Consider the following 18,143-nt stretch of genomic DNA (forward strand, 5'->3'; position numbering starts at 1 on the left):
AAGATAGAGCCTGTTGCTTTCTTTTTGGTACATTATATTACATCTATTTTTTGTAAGAGCGTATATTGTTATTCTCCAAAATTAGTAAATATCAATGCTCCTGTAAATTGGTAAAGTTAGGAAATCACAAAATATTAAGTCATCAGATTTTTACCGCTAAAACATGGGCAGCCAGAGAAAAATGTACTGGGAACTCGATTTTTACTCCCGTCCGATTTTGGACGAAAATCAGAAAAAAGTGTGGGAAATGTTGGTGTGCGAAAGTCCTGTAGATATTGGTACACCAACGGATTCTCTGTTTCGCTATGCTAAATATTGCCCAAGTACCCAGGTAAATTCGGGTTGGCTACGGACAGCAATCCAGGAAGCGATAGAAGAAGCTGGTGCAGCACCTACCAAAATCCGCTTTTTCCGCCGCCAAATGAATAACATGATCACCAAATCCTGTGAAGATGTGGGAGTACCCGCCGTACCAAGTCGGCGGACGTTAGTTCTCAATCAGTGGATACAGCAGCGAATGAAGGAAGTTTATCCCCAAGAACCAGGATATCAGGGGGTAGTTAATCCTTCGGTGCGTTTAGATAGACCCTTGCCCCAGCGATTACCAGATGCGTTGGAAGGAAAACAATGGGCTTTTGTGACTTTAGAAGCTAGTGATTTGGCGGAAATGCCGGATTGGGAAATTGGCTTTGGTGAAGCTTTTCCCCTGGAGTTGGCGCAATTATCCCCAGAAACTCGGATTCCAGGAATTTTGATTTTCTCCTCCAGGGCTTTACCCATAGCGGGTTGGATGTCTGGTTTAGAAATGGCTTATTTGCACTTTGACACCAAACAAGGCAACAGGTTGATTTTGGAAACGGGGGCTACGGAAAGTTGGGTGGTGGCTAATATCCGCACTCCTGAACTTTTGGCAGAAGCACAGGGCTTTGCTGTAGCTAAGGAACAAGCCAATGGCGTACATTTTATTGGTGTCCAGTCCGATTCTCAATCCCAAGATTTTGCGGGCTTTTGGCTGTTACAAGAAATCAATTTGCCATGAGGGTACAAGCAGGGATAAGCTATAAACTGGTGCAAATGAGTGTTTCTTATCTGTTCCCTGTTCCCTGTTCCCTTTTTTGTAACTGTTGATGACATTGCTGTAGCTAAGGAACAAGCCAATGGCGTACATTTTATTGGTGTCCAGTCCGATTCTCAATCCCAAGATTTTGCGGGCTTTTGGCTGTTACAAGAAATCAATTTGCCATGAGGGTACAAGCAGGGATAAGCTCTAAACTGGTGCAAATGAGTGTTTCTTATCTGTTCCCTGTTCCCTGTTCCCTGTTCCCTTTTTTGTAACTGTTGATGACACGCTAATGGGATAATGATGTGCGTCTATTAAGCGATTTATATCCAAAATCCATAATTCATAAAGGGACATGGGTTCTGCAAATTTGTTACAAGATACACTGGCGGAACAACTGCTAGAACTTGCCCTCAAATCTGGCGCTGAGGCTGCGGAAGTATATCAGTCACGATCGCTTTCTCGACCAGTTTTTTTTGAAGCCAACCGTCTCAAACAACTAGAAACCAGTCAATCTGAGGGTACAGCCCTACGACTATGGCGGGATGGTTGTCCCGGTTTGACGGTGGCTTATGGCGATGTTGATCCCCAAGCTATGGTGGAGAAATCTTTGGCACTGAGTCAATTAAATCCACCGGAAACGGTTGAATTAAATAGTTATACGGGGCAATCTTACCCAGATTTAGGCACATCTGTATCTGTAGAGATGTTGATTAACTGGGGCAAAGAAGCGATCGCCTCAATTCGTGATGTTTATCCAGATATTCTTTGCCATAGTGACTGGGAATGCGATATAGAAAACACTAGACTGATTAACAGCAAAGGTTTAGATTCTCACTACACCGACACCACACTTAGCTGCTATATGTCAGCGGAATGGGTGAGAGGTGATGATTTTCTCAGTGTTGCTGATGGTCAAACTCAACGCGATAAACTCAACCCAGAAAAAGTAGCCAGCCAAATTTTACAGCGCTTAAATTGGGCTAAAGAAAACATTCCTAGTCCCAGTGGTCGTTGTCCTGTATTGTTCACTTCCAAAGCAGCAGATATGCTGTGGGGAACTGTGCAATCAGCTTTGAATGGTAAACACATCTTGGAAAAAGCTTCCCCCTGGGCAGATAGATTGGGTAAACCAGTTATTGCCCCCACCCTGACCCTTTACCAAAACCCAAAAGCCGGTCCCTATAGTTGTCCCTTTGATGATGAAGGTCAACCTACTCAGTCATTGATATTTATCGAAAATGGGATTTTACGGAATTTTTATAGCGATCGCACCACTGGACGACAATTAAACAGCGGTAGCACTGGTAATGGTTTTCGCCCTGGCTTAAGTAGTTATCCCACTCCTGGATTATTTAACTTCCTGATTCAACCTGGTGATCTTTCCCTATTAGACTTAATTAGCAAGATGGATGACGGCTTAATTATCGATCAAATGTTAGGTAGTTGTAGCGGACTATCTGGTGATTTTTCCATCAATGTTGATTTAGGTTATCGGGTCAAAAATGGTCAAATAATTGGCAGAGTCAAAGATACGATGGTCGCGGGTAACGTCTACACAGCCCTAAAACAAGTGGTGCGATTGGGTGGAGACGTAGATTGGAATGGTTCTTGTTATACACCATCGCTGATAGTAGAAGGACTATCAATTACTGGGAAAAATAGTTAATATTATAACATCCCAGATCCCCGACTTCTTCAAGAAGTCGGGGATCTAACACAACGCAATGATACAATTAAATTAGTCTCCACCGTATCTACTATCAAGGGTATGATAATCTGGCAACCAAGACTTGTAAACTGTAATATTTAAAGGTTACAGAAAATTATTAAGTCTGAATCAGGATATCCAGGATTAAAGGATTTACAGGATTTTATTTTGTGGTCAAAGATCCCCGATTTCTGAAATAATTAATGTTAGTAAATGATAATTTTAATAAAAAAAGTCGGGTATCTGAATATCTCAATTGTCTGAATCAGGATTTCCAGGATTAGAGGATGTACAGGATATTAGTTTGAAATGTGATGTTTTAAATATTCATTTAATATTCAATTTAATAATCAACTTTCAATTTGAAAATATGAGAATTTAATCAGACAAAAAAAATCACCAAGCCCCCACCAAAAATCATCCAACAACATCCTGAAAATCCTCAAATCCTGAAAATCCTGATTCAGACAAAAAAAATCACCAAGCCCCCACCAAAAATCATCCAACAACATCCTGAAAATCCTCAAATCCTGAAAATCCTGATTCAGACAAATAAAAATCACCAAAAATCATCCAACAACATCCTGAAAATCCTCAAATCCTGAAAATCCTGATTCAGACAAATAAAAATCACCAAATCCCACCAAAAATCATCCAACAACATCCTGAAAATCCTCAAATCCTGAAAATCCTGATTCAGACAAATAAAAATCACCAAATCCCACCAAAAATCATCCAACAACATCCTGAAAATCCTCAAATCCTGAAAATCCTGATTCAGACAAATAAAAATCACCAAATCCCACCAAAAATCATCCAACAACATCCTGAAAATCCTCAAATCCTGAAAATCCTGATTCAGACAAATAAAAATCACCAAATCCCACCAAAAATCATCCAACAACATCCTGAAAATCCTCAAATCCTGAAAATCCTGATTCAGACAAATAAAAATCACCAAAAATCATCCAACAACATCCTGAAAATCCTCAAATCCTGAAAATCCTGATTCAGACAAATAAAAATCACCAAATCCCACCAAAAATCATCCAACAACATCCTGAAAATCCTCAAATCCTGAAAATCCTGATTCAGACAAATAAAAATCACCAAATCCCACCAAAAATCATCCAACAACATCCTGAAAATCCTCAAATCCTGAAAATCCTGATTCAGACAAAAAAAATCACCAAATCCCACCAAAAATCATCCAACAACATCCTGAAAATCCTCAAATCCTGAAAATCCTGATTCAGACAAATAAAAATCACCAAATCCCACCAAAAATCATCCAACAACATCCTGAAAATCCTCAAATCCTGAAAATCCTGATTCAGACAAATAAAAATCACCAACTCTCCACCAAAAATCATCCAAAAACATCCTGAAAATCCTCAAATCCTGAAAATCCTGATTCAGACAAATAAAAATCACCAAATCCCACCAAAAATCATCCAAAAACATCCTGAAAATCCTCAAATCCTGAAAATCCTGATTCAGACAAATAAAATCACCAACTCTCCACCAAAAATCATCCAACAACATCCTGAAAATCCTCAAATCCTGAAAATCCTGATTCAGACAAATAAAATCACCAAATCCCACCAAAAATCATCCAACAACATCCTGAAAATCCTCAAATCCTGAAAATCCTGATTCAGACAAATAAAAATCACCAAATCCCACCAAAAATCATCCAACAACATCCTGAAAATCCTCAAATCCTGAAAATCCTGATTCAGACAAATAAAAATCACCAAATCCCACCAAAAATCATCCAACAACATCCTGAAAATCCTCAAATCCTGAAAATCCTGATTCAGACAAATAAAAATCACCAAGCCCCCACCAAAAATCATCCAACAACATCCTGAAAATCCTCAAATCCTGAAAATCCTGATTCAGACAAATAAATTAAATTATAAATAACTATGTCAGCAAGAGATTTATTCCATCAAGCAGTTAGAACAGCACTAGAAAAATAACAATGGTTAATTACCCATGATCCTTTAGAACTTCAATTTGAGGGATCAAAAGTTAAAATTGATTTAGGTGCAGAAAGATTAATTGCAGCCGAAAAAGGAGAAGAAAGAATTGCTGTAGAAATCAAAAGTTTTGCTAGTAATTCAGCAGTAAGTGAATTTCATACAGCATTAGGACAATTTCTCAACTATTAAATAATGTTAGAAGACACTGAATCACAACGAGTATTATATTTAGCAGTTCCCGAAGAAACTTATGTTTCTTTCTTTCAAACTCGACTTGCTAGGATTGCAGTAGAAAGACATAAAGTTAAAATGATAGTATATAATCCAGTCAAGGAGGTAATTGTTAAATGGCCAATATAGAACATTATCGTCAATGTATTCAAACCATACTTAGAGAGAATGGCAAATATAAACCTAAATATGACGAAATAGATAATGAATTAATTTTTGATACCATTCATGATCATTATCAATTGATGTATGTCGGGTGGAATGATTTAAAACGGGTTTATTACAGCATTATTCATTTTGATATCAAAGATAATAAAATCTGGATTCAACAAAATACAACAGAAACAGATTTAGCTGAACAACTCGTAAACATGGGAGTACCAAAAGAGGACATTGTTTTTGGTTTACAACCACCCTATAAACGTCCTTATACTGGTTATGGTGTGGCTTAATTTTTGTGGCATAAGCCATAAATCCTCAAATCCTGGACATCATTTAGATATAATATAATAAATTGCCAGCAGGAGTATTACTTATGACGGTAAAAAAACTTATTCAAGCAGAAATTGACAGAATACCAGAACAAGAGCTAGATAATCTTTATCAATGGATAAAAGAATTTACAGATAAAATAAATAATGTAAAAAATGGGATTTTCTCATCCCAAAATATACCACTAGAAACAGCAGAAAAACATCTTTCTTATCCCTACCATGATTTAGATTATCTTGCTGGAACATGGACAAAAGAAGATGAAACTGAATTTCTGCTTAATACTCAACAATTTAATGAAATAGATCAACAATTATGGCAATAAAATCAATCTTACTAGATACTAATGCTTATACTGCTTTTAAACGTAATCAAAATGAAGCATTTTCAATAATTGCAAATGTAGATATTATTGTCATCAATTCTATCATCCTTGGAGAATTACTAGGAGGTTTTGCATTAGGAAATAAATTAGAACTAAATCGTTATGAATTAGAAAAATTTATGGAATCTCCTAGAGTCAAAATATTTACCATAGATGAGAAAACATCAGAATATTATGCTCTCATTTATTCTCAATTGCGAAAGAAAGGAAAACCTATACCTACTAATGATATTTGGATTGCAGCTACAGCAATTCAACATGATTTAATTTTATTTACTTATGATAGTGATTTTAAAAGTATAGAAAATTTAAAATTAGGTAATTGTTTAGCAGATTTTATTTATGAATCATAATTGATCATTATACTTGAAACCCACATCCTGTAAATCCTAAAATCCTGAGTATCCTGATTCTGACAAAAATACTTTTGGAAAAGCAATCCCCTATATATATGGGCGCACAGATTTCTACTATATTTGAACTATAACTGAAACTTGGAAACTTGTCAAGAGTATTTTCAATAATTTTACCGTCTTCTCTCATCCAAGCTCCTCAGTAAAAATATTTAATATGCTAAATAATATACCCATCTAAAAAACTCAAGAAAGAGTTAGAGATAGGTTAGTTTTAAATTAGTAGGTTGGCGTTGAAAATTGTCGTTATGGCAAGGCAATAGGCAATAGGCAAGAGTGAAGAGGGTTTGGGCGATTTTACGTTTCTTTACACAGTTTGGTTTTATTGTGTTCACCTACTTTAAAATTTAAAGATTAAAAATTTAAACTTAAAATCTATGATTTCCCTGACAATGCTAACCCAGCAGTTTCGGAACTTTTGGCAACCTAGAAAGGGACTAGCCATAGCAGAAGCTTCTGTAATTGGGATAGTAGCCGCCCTATCTGCGGTCTTACTCAAACAAGGTTCAGGGTGGTTGGGAACATGGCGAGTGCATACAACCCATATTTTTCCTGCGTGGATAACTCTGCCAATTATTGGTTTAAGTTTGGGGTTTCTTTCCGGTTGGTTAGTCCAACGATTAGCACCAGAAGCCTCTGGTAGTGGGATTCCCCAAGTCAAAGCCGCTCTGGCAAATGTGCCAATTAAGCTATCATGGAGAGTAGCTTTTGTCAAGTTAATCTCAGCAATTATCGCCTTGGGTTCAGGATTAACCTTGGGTAGACAGGGACCGACAGTTCAAGTTGGTGCGGGGTTAGCGGCGGGTATGAGTCGCTTAGTTCCCACTTCTCCAGATCATCGCCGCCAAATGATTGCCGCGGGGGCGGGGGCTGGTTTAGCAGCGGCTTTTAATGCGCCTCTAGCCGGGGTCTTATTTATTATTGAAGAATTATTACAAGATTTATCAGGTTTAACTTTAGGAACGGCAATTATCGCTTCTTTTATTGGTGGCGTGATTTCCCGCTGGTTAGGTGGTGGGAGTTTTCAACTAGACTTAAAACTAATTAATCACTCTAGCAGTTTTTCCCTATTAGAAATTCCGACTTTATTAATTTTAGGAATTTTAGCGGGTTTATTAGCAGCTTTATTTAATCAGGGATTAATTTTTAGTATTCAAGCTTACCGCCGTTTACATATTAGTTTACCTTTGCGGGTAGCAATAGCTGGTTTGGCTTCGGGTTTAATTATGTCTTTGCTGCCAGAAACTTTTCGGGATAATACGGGTTTACGGGAGTTTATGATTGCCAGTGAACCAAATATTCCTTTAGCGGGAATTGCCTTTATTGCCCAATTCATTTTAACATTAATTGCCTTTGGTTCGGGCGCACCTGGGGGATTATTTGCACCCAGTTTAATTTTAGGTTCTTGTTTAGGACATATTATTGGCGTATGTGAATTGCAAGTATTTGGATTTGGTTCACCGACTACCTACGCATTAGCCGGAATGGGGGGATTTTTTAGCGCGGTTTCTAAAGTTCCCATTACTGCAATTGTGATTGTTTTTGAAATGACGACAGATTTTAATTTAGTCTTACCTTTAATGGTGGTATCTGTGACATCTTATCTGGTAGCGGAGAAGGTTGTTCCTGGTTCACTCTATGACAAACTTTTAAAATTAAACGGGATTGTTATTCAAAAAAATAGTCCAACCCAAGGGATATTAACTCAGTTAACTGCTAAGGATGTGATGCAGTGCTTGGTGGAAACTTTAGAAGCAGAAATGACGGGAGATGAAGTGATTAAGGCTTTTTCTCGTTCCCATCATCGCGGTTTTCCTGTAGTAGAAAATAATAAATTAGTCGGCTTAGTTTCCCAAACTGATTTACAGAAGATTCGGAATCATCTTTTGCCCCATGAAACTCTTTTAAAAGAAATTATGACACCTAAGCCGGTGACGGTGACACCAGCAGATAGATTAAGTCATGTTCTCTATTTATTAGATAGATATCAAATTAGTCGTTTACCTGTGGTAGATGGTAAAAAATTAATTGGGATTATTACTCGCGCTGATATTATTCGCGCCGAAGCAGATCATTTGAATGGCGAAAATGGAGTGACAGGTCCCCAAGCAGAACCTTCTTATTTAGTTTACCAAACTCGATCGCCTAGTATTGGCAGAGGGAGATTATTAGTTACCATTGCTAACCCGGAAACCGCCCCCGTATTACTAGAAATGGCTGCCGCTATTGCCCGCGATCGCCATTATGAAATAGAATGTTTACAAATTATCTTAGTATCCCGTCACATTTCCCCAGGGGAAACCCCAGTCAACACCGCAAAAAGCCGCCGCTTACTCCGACAAGCCGAAAGTTTAGCCAAAAAACTGCACATTCCCATTCATACCCAAATTCGGGTCGCCCATGATGTTGCCCAAGCAATTTTAGAAACCACTAAGGAACGATACATAGATCTAATTTTCATGGGTTGGAAGGGAAATACATCTACCCCCGGCAGGATTTTTGGCAATGTTGTAGATACGGTAATTCGTCAAGCAAATTGTGATGTTGTTTTAGTAAAATTAGGCAATAATTGCCATTCATATCAACAATTTAAACGATGGTTAGTCCCTATGGCTGGGGGACCAAATGCACCCATAGCCATCAAATTATTACCAGCTTTAGTCACTTTGAAAAATGAGATAGAAATTCGCTTAACCCAAGTAGTTAAACCTGGGGAAACTGCACCTGATATGACAGTTTTAGAAGCATCTACCCGGCAATTAATGCGTCACCGTAATTTACAAGGCAATGTTGTTGCTGCATCTTTACAAGCTGAATCTGTCACCACTGGAGTAATTGAGTTGGTGAAAACTGAAGGTTTCGATGTTGTAGTCTTGGGTGCTTCCCGTGAGGGACTATTACAACAAGCCATTCAAGGAAACATTCCCGAAGCGATCGCCTCTGGTGTTGATATTACGGTAATTCTAGTCAGCAGCGCAATTTCTTAACTATGATTTATGTGATTTTAATGAGTTAATAAAAATCATAAAAATCATAAAAACCATAAAAATCATAGTTTAGACACCATTATCGAGCCATTCAAGGAAACATTCCCGAAGCGATCGCCTCTGGTGTTGATATTACGGTAATTTTAGTCAGCAGCGCAATTTCTTAACTATGATTTATGTGATTTTAATGAGTTATTGACCATCTTTGTTCTGACAAAAAATATGCATCAAATTACATCATAAAAATCATAAAAACCATAAAAATCATAGTTTAGACACCATTATCGAGCCATTCAAGGAAACATTCCCGAAGCGATCGCCTCTGGTGTTGATATTACGGTAATTCTAGTCAGCAGCGCAATTTCTTAACTATGATTTATGTGATTTTAATGAGTTAATAAAAATCATAAAAATCATAAAAACCATAAAAATCACAGTTTAGACACCATTATCGAGAAGCAAGCTGTGGATCAGCCCAAATGCTACCTCTTTCACCGAAAGTTACCGCCTGATCCCCTTCTGCTGAAATATCTACAGTTCTACCATCATTAGTCACTTGCAACAAGGGCCAATTTTCCTCCCCTAATTCACCAGCACGGAATAACACATCATTAGGTTGCTTTTTACTCCAACCTAACAAAATAGCTATTTTTTCGTGATCATCTTGCGATTGCACAGGACTAACTACATTGAGATGATTTTGTTGACGATTCCAAATTACAGCCTGATCTGTGGCATCTGCGGTATTAAAAATAGCCACAAATTTACGGGCTAAAAAGCGATCGCCTTTTTCGGACCAACTCACAGGCACTAACACCCCCATATTTCCATCACGATCCGTTTCTACTGACAAACTAGCCTGTCTCTTTAACAGCGGATCAATTACCAAGTTCGTTGATGTCATCACCCGTAACCGCTTGGTTTGTCTATCTTCCACAAACAACACACTATTAACTCGGCTATTGTGCATTTCCGGTTTTACTTGCATTTGCACCCGACTATAAATCGCATACTTGCCATCAGGAGAAACTACAGGAATACTCCGATAGTAGCGGACACCAGAACCACCTTTTCCCCCAACCGCTTCTTGAGTAGCCAAAATCCATTGCCAAGGGATAGGGTGGGGACTACCTATGGGATCAGTTTGTGCTGTCTCTGACTCATTTTGCTGTTCACTAACAGGGATTTCTCCGGTTTTAGGTGTAACTGTTGATGTTGCCAATTCCTTAGATACAGCATTCTCACTGACTGGAGAATTTAAATCAGCTTCTGCTTTTGCGTCTTGTGATTTTTGAATTAAATTAACTTGATTAACCGATGTTGGGTTTAGAAATTGTGCCACATTAACTGATGTTACAGTTTCACTAACAACATTATTCCCCACTTGATAACTTTCTCTTTCTACCCCTGAAGTCACCCCATCTTTCGGTAATGAATGTATCCCTTCACCAACGGATATTTTTCCTGTTTGAGAGTTAACTTGAGCAAATTGTAAATTTAATTGCTTAGTAGCAGAATTTTCTGTCAATTTTGGATGAGATTTGCTAATTCCCGAACTCACAATTGCTGCTTCTAATTGTTTCGCTAAGGTAGCATTAATAGATATTCCCACGAAAGGTGAAATTATAATAACTATGGCAATGTACTTGAGAAATGGTTGAACACGGAACCATCCTGACACCAAAAGGGGTTTAAGCATGATGAGACTCTCTAGGGGGCAGTTGCTAAGTGCGGGCAGTATTTATACAGAAATGGAAAAAAGCTATGACTATATGTATATCAACAAACCAAAAGCTTTTACGAGATAATTTATTCAAATGTTGCATTGCTTTACAAAAGTTTTATTGTCACCATTTACCCCCTCATAATCTTTACATAATATACAATCATGACGGGATAGAAGTTAACAGTAAATTACATCTGTTAACAAATACCATCATTATTGTCAGTTCAAGCAACATCCATATTTAATACCAGTAGAATATAGGTATGTTTATCAGGAGCATAAATTCAAACATTCAGCCGTCAGCACTTGATTAAGAATCGAATTGATCGGCATTCTGAATGTTAATTTACTGATGTCAGTCTCCCCCATTCAAAGCCCCTAAAATCCGGTTTTGGCTGAACACCTACGTGGCTAAAATCTAGAGATGATATTAAAACTTGTCTTAGAGGTTGTTTTAAGTAGTGAGACAGAATTAATTACACAATTTCATTGCGTAAGCGAAGCGTGGCGTTAGCCATATGGAACGAAGTGAAATGAAGCAATTACAAGGGTTGTGATTGCTTCCCTTCGCTCGCAATGACTGTAAATATTTTTTCCAATTACTTAAAAGTCTAAATTCATACTAACTGAGGCGAATATAATTCGTCAAAAAGTTTTCAAACATCCTTTTAAATCAAGTAATTTCCCAATAATATGCTTTGTTTCTGGCTGGATATAATAGCGCAGGACTTACCCGATCAGAACCTATATATTGGCAAATTCAGATTAACTGATGCACGATCAATAGTAAACAAAAACATTAAATTCATACACCAGGACAACAAACTGTAATTTACACTCGTAACCGCTGCGATTAAGCAAACACAGTTTACTTTGAACTTGGGCAATTATCGAATAATTTTGATTTAGTAGAGAAATGACCAACTCTAAAACACAGCCAGACGCACAAAATCCGTCAACAGTAGATGCAAATAATGATAGGCTTCCGAACCGAAAGTATTGCCGAACTAACTACTTGGACTATTGATAGTTTATCGAAGCTGTTTTTACTCAACTAATAATAAACACTATACCATCAAACCATGAAAATTTATTTCCCATAATCAAAAATGCTCAACATAATTTTATTAATATTCAGATGTCGCAGTTGTCAGTGATGATGAACACACTTACCATTAATTAATGACTCATGACTCGTAATTAATGATTAATAACTAATGAAAATAGTATTTTTTGGCACTCCAGATTTTGCGATTCCCACCTTTAAAAAACTCTTAGAAAACAGTGATTTTCAGGTACTTGCTGTAATTACCCAACCAGATAAACGCCGAGAACGTGGGAATAAACTGACACCTTCCCCCGTGAAAACCTTAGCTACAGATCATCATATTCCAGTATGGCAACCGGAAAGACTCAAAAAAGATGTTGAAACCTTAACACGACTCAAGCAGATGGAAGCAGATGTGTTTGTAGTCATTGCTTATGGACAAATTTTGTCTAAGAAAGTATTAGATATGCCAAAGCTAGGTTGTGTCAACGTACATGGATCAATTCTCCCTCAATATCGCGGGGCTGCACCAATTCAGTGGAGTATCTACAATGGTGAAAAAGAAACCGGGATTACAACTATGCTTATGGATAAGGGCATGGATACAGGTGATATGCTCCTCAAAGCAACTACACCAATTAATTTACTAGATAATGCTCAGATTTTAGCGGAAAAGTTAGCGATCGCTGGGGCAGATTTACTCATAGAAACCCTATATAAACTAGAACGTCAGGAAATTACACCCATTCCTCAAGACCATACCACAGCCACTTACGCATCTTTGATTCAAAAACCAGACTATGACATGGACTGGGCAAAAAGTGCCATTCAATTACACAATCAAATTCGCGGCTTTTATCCTAACTGTATTGCCAGCTTCCGCAATCAACCATTGAAAATCACTGCTACCGTTCCCATAGAAGCTGCGTATATTCAAGAATTACCAGAGCAGTTACAGGAAAAAATTAACAAAATACCCAACTTATCAACTATATCAGGTCAACCTGGAGAAGTAGTAAATATTACTAAAGGACTAGGAGCAATTGTCCAAACAGGCGCAGGTTTATTACTGCTGCGAGAAGTGCAATTAACAGGTAAACGTCCCCAATCAGGATGGGATTTTGTCAATGGGACTCGATTAACTGTTGGTGAGGTAATGGGTAATGGGTAATTGGTAATTGGTAATTGGTAATTGGTAATTGGTAATTGGTAATTGGTAATTGGTAATTGGTAATTGGTGATTGGTGATTGGGTAACATCGTCTCTCCATCTGTTCCCTGTTCCCTGTTCCCTGTTCCCTAATTTTCATAGAACCGACAGGATTTACATGGTCCTTCTGGGTTAACAGCACAACGGATAATTTCTGAAAGAGCATTATAGTTACAGGTAGCATCACCGATAACCCAACGTCCCTCTACTAAACTTTTTTCTTCCGGTCTTTGGGCTTTTTGGACATAAATAGCGATATTATGTAAACTATAGCGTCCTCCTCTAAGCTGATATCTATGACAACGCTCTAAAACTGCGTAGGTTTTACCTTCAAAATCAAGATAGTTTCCCGGTTGGGGTGTCCAATCAAGTTGTAACTTACCAAGAGACTGACGCGGATGTGTCAAAATTACCTCAGTGGGTAAAGAATTTAAGTCCATGATCAGTTTATGTGATGTGATTTACTATAGAGTATCGCAATATTTTGACGATATTGTTGCTTCGTTCCCCATTTTTGTAGCAACGTTTGATAAAACGTCTTTACAGGATTATAACGTCATTTAAAAGTTAATATTCCATCACAACTTAACCAGGGTTGATCAATCTATAGAGGATAGATCACAGGTATGATAGATGACCTCCAGAAAACGACTGTTAATTTACACATCTTTACAAATTGCCATGTTTTACAGGGAGTAAGTTGGGTAAACACTAAATGGCGATGTTGCTGATTACAGCTATGTAACAGCAATTTTGGGAGATAAATTAGTTAAGGTGTCTATTACATTGTTTAAAGTTATGTAGCATTTTGCTTACAAGCTATCAAGCTCTGGGGTAAACTATGCCTTGATTATGATTATTTCACCTCAGAAGAACACCCGAAAGGAGCAGTTTTTTCAATGTCTCATACCGTAAAAATCTACGACACCTGCATTGGCTGTACACAATGCGTCCGCGCTTGCCCTACTGACGTACTAGAAATGGTTCCTTGGGATGGCTGTAAGGCTGCTCAAGTGGCTGCTTCTCCCCGCACTGAAGACTGTGTAGGTTGTAAGCGTTGTGAAACTGCTTGCCCCACCGACTTTTTGAGTATTCGCGTTTATTTAGGCGCTGAAACCACTCGCAGCATGGGCTTGGCTTACTAAGAATTCCACCTAAACCTCCAGGAGACCCCCACCAAAACTGTACTCAGTTTGGTGATGGGAGGAATGGAGGGTTAATTGTGAAAAGTCCCTTGAGTAATTTTGTGCGCCACTAGCAACATCCTTGACTACTCGACATCCTGGGTAAGTTTTACCTAAAAATTCTATTTGTGTATCAAGGTCTAGTAACTGAGTTTTTGTGCTGACACGGACATAAAGAACTGTGTTCAGATTTAACCTCGGCGACTAACTTTTTATACAAGTCAATCGCTGATGTTCAGAGGGAACAGGGAACGGGCAACAGGAAAAACTCATGTTTAAAAACATGAGATTGAAATAATGACACTGTTTTTTTCGTGCTACGCATCTTTTAAAAACATCCTTTTTTTGACTGAGCTTTAAACTGGTGCAAATGAGTGTTTCTTATTTGCTCCCAGTTAAGAGTTCCCAGTTAGGAGTTCCCAGTTAGGAGTTCCCAGTTAGGAGTTCCCAGTTAGGAGTTCCCAGTTAGGAGTTCCCAGTTAAGAGTTCCCTGTTAAGAGTTCCCTGTTAAGAGTTCCCTTCTTTTGTAATTTAAGGTTTTGCCTGGAGTCAGGGAAAAAATTAAAACCGTCCCTGACACAGCAGCAACGGTTGAGGGATTTTATTGATCAACTTATTGAAGACTTGGACAAACAGTAATATATGGACAGTTATGGGTAGAAATTATCAAGCTGTTTCTACCCCTTATATATCATATTGTTTTTAATGGCTCAGGTCAGATTTGAACTGACGACCCCAGGCTTATGAGTCCCGTACTCTAACCAACTGAGCTACTGAGCCACGTTGTTTTATCAACTTATATTAAGATAGCACACCAATTTGCATTTGACAACTATCAACTTCCAAATTTTTACTTTCAAAATAAAAAGAGGGAGTTCACCCCCCTCAATTAACCCAAGAATCACTAAATCCCCAACCAGCGAGAATTAAATGCGATTGGGTAAGAAAGCGATAGGGTTAACAGCACCCTTGCCAGATGGATGAACTTCAAAGTGACTATGAGGTCCAGTGCTGAAACCGGTGCTACCCATAGCCGCGATTGGCTGACCTTGTTGCACTCGTTGACCAGATTGCACCAAAATTCGGCTGTTATGTCCATAGCGAGTCAGGCTACCATCATCATGACGGATATCCACAACGTTACCGTAACCACCGCTGTTCCAGCCAGCTTTCTCCACTACACCAGCAGATGAAGCATAAATAGGTGTGCCGGTTGAGTTAGCAATATCAATCCCCCTGTGCATTCTTCCCCAGCGCCAGCCATAACCAGATGTTAGAACTCCCTTAGCAGGCCAAATGTAGCCTGTGGTGGAAGAATTAGCTGGGAAACTGGGATTGTCTTCAGTGGTCTGAGGCAAGTGGATATCCACTGCGGCTATAGGTGGTAAAGCGGGAGAAACAGAAGTTCCTCGCAATTTTCCTAAAGAGTCAGAGGCACTAGTACGAGCAGGAGGCACTGTTAACTTAATGCCAGATGATTTGGGGGGAGAATTCCATCTAGCGCCAGTTTTGCTAGGCAGAAATTCTGGGTTAATTGGCTCGTTGGTGGGAGCGGATGCTGTTACCAGAGTCTTAAGTGGTTGATTGCTGTAGCTGGGCAATATTGCTTGAGGTACGGCAATCTGGATGGCATTCGCTTGAGATACTGTGAATTTATTAGATGATTCAATAGCAACAGGTACAGACTGAATATTGTTTTCAGGGGCTGTAACAGCTACACCAGATTGTTGAGCGCGGTATTTATAACGCAATCTCTCAATTTCTGCTTGCAAGCTACGGATACGTTCATTACCTTTGGCTTGAGATACCTTTTGCACGGGTTTTTGTGAACCCTGCTTTTGGGAAAAAGCTCTTGGTAATGGAGCATCACCGCCTAAGCCGTAAGAGTTACTGGGAGTAGGTAAGGCTTTGGGAATAACAATAGGAATAGTCGCCTGCCCTTGGCTATCTGGGACTATTGGTGCAGGAACATTTATTCGGTTAGCAATAGTAGGATAATTAGTCTGTTCTTGCTCTTGTGTCACCACTGGGACTGGGATAGCCACGCTATTGGTAGCCGGAGTTTCAATCCCTTCTACCTGCTCATTTATTTTTGGGGCAGGAATTGTTACACTGGTATTGTTGGCAACAAATGATCTAGGGTTAAAACTAGGGTTATTTAAAGAAGAATTATCTACCTGGCTGGAGGCTTCTAATATCTTGTCGGCAGGAATAATTAACCTTTGATTAATTTGCAGTTGATTAGGATCACTCAGGTTGTTAGTTCTAACTAGCTCAGAAACTGAAGTACCATAACTGTTAGCAATTTCCGCTAAGGTGTCTCCGGGCTTCACTTGATATGTTGAAGCAGACAATTGTGCAACAACTTTTGTTGAGGCTGATGCAGGAACAGGTATTTGCTGTATCGTCGCACTTGTTTCTTTGTTCTGTTTCAACCGATAAATCAGATCGGATTGTTGGAAATCAGTCAAGTTCTGCGATTGTTCTGGTACGGATCTATTAGCTACAGTGGTTGGCTGTGCTTCTTGAATACCAGTTTTTAATAAATCTTGAGCTTGTTCAGACCGTAAGTCTGCCAAACTATTTCTTAAGCGGATTGATTTTTCCTGTAAGCGATTCAGGGCAAATTCCTGCTGTGCTTTTAATTGGGCATCAACATTACCGCCGGCTAACTCGCCTGCTGACAAATTTTGGGTACTGCCAGTAACCTCTTCCACTGTAGACAACTTTGATGCTGTCTCAGGCTGTTGGTTATTTGTTGGTAATGTCGCCTGAATTGGGCTATAGCTTACTCCCGGCGCTAATTGTGAGTGGACAGAATTTCTGTCAACTGATTTGGCTGGGGAAATTACGTTGGATGCAGTGCCTTCGACGGCTGTGCTGTTGGTTGCAATTTGCCATTTAGCTTCAAGCCCAGGTACTTGTGAGACTACTGTTGGTTCCAATATCACTGGATTGCCTAACTCACCTGTGGGTGAGACGGTTGGGGCTTCCAGTTTAGTGGCGGCAAATTTCATCTCAGTCTCAGCAACAGATGGATTTGTTGAAGCTGCTTTTTGACTGCCAACAGGGGCCGCTGCTTGGGCTTGATCGCTTTGTCGAGTCACCAAAAGGCTGGTTGCTCCCATGGATATTGCCAAGCCAATCATGGCTGCCCGATGAGTCCGCGCCCGGCGAGTCATTTTGGGATTGATCTCATAATTTGTTTGCTCTACCGGGGCATCATCGCCGCTGGGGGTATTGTTCAACACAGCCTTATCTCTTTTTTTCAATGCTCGTTTCAAAGACGACCTCCTAATGATCACTAGCGTTTAACTGAATCTTGATTTTTAAGTTTGGATATTAATTCATGATTGATATCACATTAAACCATACATCAAGATCACATTCACCAGAGACACTTACGCAAGATTAACGTGCTTCTCTGATTTAAACAAGTTCCACACTTTTGTAAACTCTAAAGTTTTTGGTGCTGCCTTGTCTAAGTCACTCCTCACAACCTAGAAATTTTTACTGTTGAGAGTCATCCTCAGTCATTTTGCTGCAAAAACACAGAACTAAACAAATATCATAACTTGGTTAGGTTTATTGTCTTCGTTAGCTCATGATCTGGGACAATTTCTACAATAGCAATGATCCCGCTGTAGACGTTTTCAAGATTTTTTGACTAAATCCGTTTTATCAATACGAGATTTTACTTTTATTCTTC

The 18,143-nt window shown here is 39.0% G+C and carries 15 protein-coding genes, 1 tRNA gene and 2 pseudogenes; 10 read left to right on the top strand and 8 right to left on the bottom strand.

Going from position 1 to position 18,143, the window contains the following annotated elements:
- Positions 1–181: 181 nt before the first annotated feature.
- The 3 genes and pseudogenes from NG743_RS17760 to NG743_RS17770 all read left to right on the top strand — a co-directional run bounded on the left by NG743_RS17760 (position 182) and on the right by NG743_RS17770 (position 2,729).
- Positions 182–1,039 (top strand): Tab2/Atab2 family RNA-binding protein, encoded by an 858-nt coding sequence (locus tag NG743_RS17760; protein WP_371316428.1) that lies wholly within the window; start codon positions 182–184, stop codon positions 1,037–1,039.
- A gap of 102 nt (positions 1,040–1,141) precedes the next feature.
- A pseudogene (locus tag NG743_RS17765) lies at positions 1,142–1,246 on the top strand (Tab2 family RNA-binding protein); the annotation flags it as partial.
- A 169-nt stretch (positions 1,247–1,415) separates the two neighbouring features.
- Entirely contained in the window at positions 1,416–2,729 is a 1,314-nt protein-coding gene (locus tag NG743_RS17770; RefSeq protein ID WP_193964353.1) for a TldD/PmbA family protein, read from the top strand.
- A gap of 601 nt (positions 2,730–3,330) precedes the next feature.
- Here the strand turns inward: NG743_RS17770 and NG743_RS17775 are convergent.
- The 4 genes from NG743_RS17775 to NG743_RS17790 all read right to left on the bottom strand — a co-directional run bounded on the left by NG743_RS17775 (position 3,331) and on the right by NG743_RS17790 (position 4,630).
- Complete coding sequence (locus NG743_RS17775) at positions 3,331–3,729, bottom strand: hypothetical protein (protein WP_257120585.1); 399 nt, start codon at positions 3,727–3,729, stop codon at positions 3,331–3,333.
- Positions 3,726–3,971 carry a hypothetical protein gene (locus tag NG743_RS17780; protein WP_257120586.1) on the bottom strand — a complete coding sequence of 82 codons (246 nt, stop codon included), beginning with the start codon at positions 3,969–3,971 and terminating at the stop codon, positions 3,726–3,728. Before NG743_RS17780 ends, NG743_RS17775 begins: the two co-directional genes overlap by 4 nt.
- Positions 3,972–4,058: 87 nt before the next feature.
- Positions 4,059–4,376, bottom strand: a complete 318-nt coding sequence (locus NG743_RS17785; RefSeq protein ID WP_257120587.1) for a hypothetical protein — start codon at positions 4,374–4,376, stop codon at positions 4,059–4,061.
- A complete protein-coding gene (locus NG743_RS17790; protein ID WP_257120588.1) occupies positions 4,349–4,630 on the bottom strand; it encodes a hypothetical protein in 282 nt (93 codons plus the stop codon). The genes NG743_RS17785 and NG743_RS17790 overlap by 28 nt, the downstream gene beginning before the upstream one ends.
- Positions 4,631–4,765: 135 nt before the next feature.
- On the opposite strand from NG743_RS17790, the pseudogene NG743_RS17795 reads away from it, so the two are divergent.
- The 5 genes and pseudogenes from NG743_RS17795 to NG743_RS17815 all read left to right on the top strand — a co-directional run bounded on the left by NG743_RS17795 (position 4,766) and on the right by NG743_RS17815 (position 9,267).
- Positions 4,766–5,119 (top strand): annotated as a pseudogene (locus NG743_RS17795) (element excision factor XisH family protein).
- Complete coding sequence (locus tag NG743_RS17800; RefSeq protein WP_257120590.1) at positions 5,107–5,442, top strand: XisI protein; 336 nt, start codon at positions 5,107–5,109, stop codon at positions 5,440–5,442. The pseudogene NG743_RS17795 and the gene NG743_RS17800 overlap by 13 nt, the downstream one beginning before the upstream one ends.
- Before the next feature lie 83 nt (positions 5,443–5,525).
- A complete protein-coding gene (locus NG743_RS17805; RefSeq protein WP_257120591.1) occupies positions 5,526–5,807 on the top strand; it encodes a hypothetical protein in 282 nt (93 codons plus the stop codon).
- On the top strand, positions 5,798–6,220 hold the full coding sequence (locus tag NG743_RS17810) for a type II toxin-antitoxin system VapC family toxin (RefSeq protein ID WP_257120592.1): 423 nt from the start codon (positions 5,798–5,800) through the stop codon (positions 6,218–6,220). The genes NG743_RS17805 and NG743_RS17810 overlap by 10 nt, the downstream gene beginning before the upstream one ends.
- A 437-nt stretch (positions 6,221–6,657) precedes the next feature.
- Entirely contained in the window at positions 6,658–9,267 is a 2,610-nt protein-coding gene (locus NG743_RS17815) for a chloride channel protein (RefSeq protein WP_035081719.1), read from the top strand.
- Between the two features lie 448 nt (positions 9,268–9,715).
- On the opposite strand, the gene NG743_RS17820 is transcribed toward NG743_RS17815, so the two are convergent.
- The gene (locus NG743_RS17820; protein ID WP_193962548.1) at positions 9,716–10,966 is read right to left on the bottom strand and encodes a hypothetical protein; all 1,251 of its coding nucleotides are present in this window, start codon (positions 10,964–10,966) and stop codon (positions 9,716–9,718) included.
- Between the two features lie 1,244 nt (positions 10,967–12,210).
- On the opposite strand from NG743_RS17820, the gene fmt reads away from it, so the two are divergent.
- Complete coding sequence (fmt, locus tag NG743_RS17825; RefSeq protein ID WP_257120594.1) at positions 12,211–13,212, top strand: methionyl-tRNA formyltransferase; 1,002 nt, start codon at positions 12,211–12,213, stop codon at positions 13,210–13,212.
- A gap of 127 nt (positions 13,213–13,339) precedes the next feature.
- Here fmt and NG743_RS17830 read toward each other — a convergent pair whose 3' ends face one another.
- Positions 13,340–13,690, bottom strand: coding sequence for a DUF6464 family protein (locus tag NG743_RS17830; RefSeq protein WP_027402460.1), 351 nt, complete (start codon positions 13,688–13,690; stop codon positions 13,340–13,342).
- Positions 13,691–14,149: 459 nt separating this feature from the next.
- Here NG743_RS17830 and psaC point away from each other — a divergent pair, with 459 nt between their 5' ends.
- Complete coding sequence (psaC, locus tag NG743_RS17835; protein ID WP_015080270.1) at positions 14,150–14,395, top strand: photosystem I iron-sulfur center protein PsaC; 246 nt, start codon at positions 14,150–14,152, stop codon at positions 14,393–14,395.
- A gap of 745 nt (positions 14,396–15,140) precedes the next feature.
- Here psaC and NG743_RS17840 read toward each other — a convergent pair.
- Both NG743_RS17840 and NG743_RS17845 read right to left on the bottom strand, forming a co-directional pair.
- Positions 15,141–15,214: transfer RNA gene (locus tag NG743_RS17840), tRNA-Met, on the bottom strand.
- 146 nt (positions 15,215–15,360) lie between these two features.
- Positions 15,361–17,718 (bottom strand): peptidoglycan DD-metalloendopeptidase family protein, encoded by a 2,358-nt coding sequence (locus NG743_RS17845; protein WP_257120596.1) that lies wholly within the window; start codon positions 17,716–17,718, stop codon positions 15,361–15,363.
- Between the last annotated feature and the right edge of the window lie 425 nt (positions 17,719–18,143).

Source organism: Dolichospermum heterosporum TAC447 (genome assembly GCF_024584745.1).
Classification (GTDB): Bacteria; Cyanobacteriota; Cyanobacteriia; order Cyanobacteriales; family Nostocaceae; genus Dolichospermum; species Dolichospermum heterosporum.